The organism is Teredinibacter waterburyi (assembly GCF_001922985.1).
Taxonomy (GTDB): domain Bacteria; phylum Pseudomonadota; class Gammaproteobacteria; order Pseudomonadales; family Cellvibrionaceae; genus Teredinibacter; species Teredinibacter waterburyi.
On the sequence record NZ_MRUH01000142.1, the window covers coordinates 1 to 1347 of the forward strand.

General features: G+C 40.9%; 1 protein-coding gene. It reads right to left on the reverse strand.

Annotated features, from left to right (window positions below; all coding sequences use genetic code 11):
- Positions 1-170: 170 nt before the first annotated feature.
- Positions 171-479, reverse strand: coding sequence for a hypothetical protein (locus IDZ20_RS10895; RefSeq protein WP_188151466.1), 309 nt, complete (start codon positions 477-479; stop codon positions 171-173).
- Between the last annotated feature and the right edge of the window lie 868 nt (positions 480-1347).

A 1347-nucleotide genomic window follows, 5' to 3' on the forward strand; every position in this document is an offset into this window, starting at 1 on the left:
AAAGACAACTGACAACAACCTGCAACCGACAAAGCGCTTTTTTTAATACCACGCATAACGCCTTGCTAAGGGGCGTTTTTGTAGTTGGTTTATTTTGTGCTATTTAAGCACAAAATGAAGCGACGTAAAAAACGTCCCTCTTGAGCTATTTGTTAGGTGTGACCATTTTCCTATATTTTTTTTGCAATGCGCAACACCCACCAACCGATTAAAACGCTAGTTACCACCCGAATAGGAAAGTACACCAGTGCGGGAAGACCAAAAAGCCAATTTACAAAACTGTGTGGCATTACCAAGTAAGCGACCTGCTTAGCCCAATAAAGAAAATAAATATGATCTTTGAGTAATTGATCAACCGTAATGTTGAATTCTACTGACGATTGGAACACTGATAAAAGAATACAGTATATTGCGATTAGGCCATCCCCGATACTACCGATTATTGAAACCCAGGCAAATATTATTATAGCTTTTTTCATTTCTTTTCTTATCTTCCGATGTTCCGTTTTCCCAATTTACACCTAACGCCGCTATGTGGGGCATTTATTGTGGAGTGGAGTTTTGGGGTAAAGTGGCGTAGCCACCCCAAAACGGAGCGTAGCAATAAATGTCCCTACGATAGCTTTGTTATGCGACTTTCTATACATACAAAACAACCCGTTCACCACACACAACAAAGCCATAAATTTAATAAAAATAGCTTAGATTTAGACTTAAAACCTAAAGCTATTACCAGCAATCATTGAGATTCACCCAGCTTTACATTTTAGCCAAGAGCTCACAGAAAATGGAGCTACAACTTAAAATACAAGAAAAACCAAAAATTAGAAACGTGAACGCTAGAATATTGGTAGCGTTTCGACGCTGTTGTGCTGATAACTAAAGTAAACGGAGGATGCACGCAAACTCTTCGAGATCAGCTGATACTTTTACAGTAAAAAACACCAATGAATTACAAGCCGTACCCTTCTAGCCGTTAAGACGCATAACGCCAAGCTCACCTGCAATTTTTGCTGTGAGCGTTTGTGTAAAATGGAGCTGCGCGACATACACAAACGAGCGCAGCAAAAATTGTCAGGTGGAGCGCCTTGTTATGCGAGGCGGCACAAAATAATAACACACACGTTGGGCGACCGTTAGGTGGCCCCACAGGCTAAACGAAGCGCTTAGACAATAGATATTAAAACCAGATACTACCAAAAACCCCAAATAATACTACAAGACGATTAAGCAATAGATAGACTTGGTACTGCCTAGAAAGGAACCACTGAGAACAAAGATCGGGGACATAGTGCGGACACGACCGACTAGAAATTGAATACCACTCCCTGACTGCATCACTGCGAT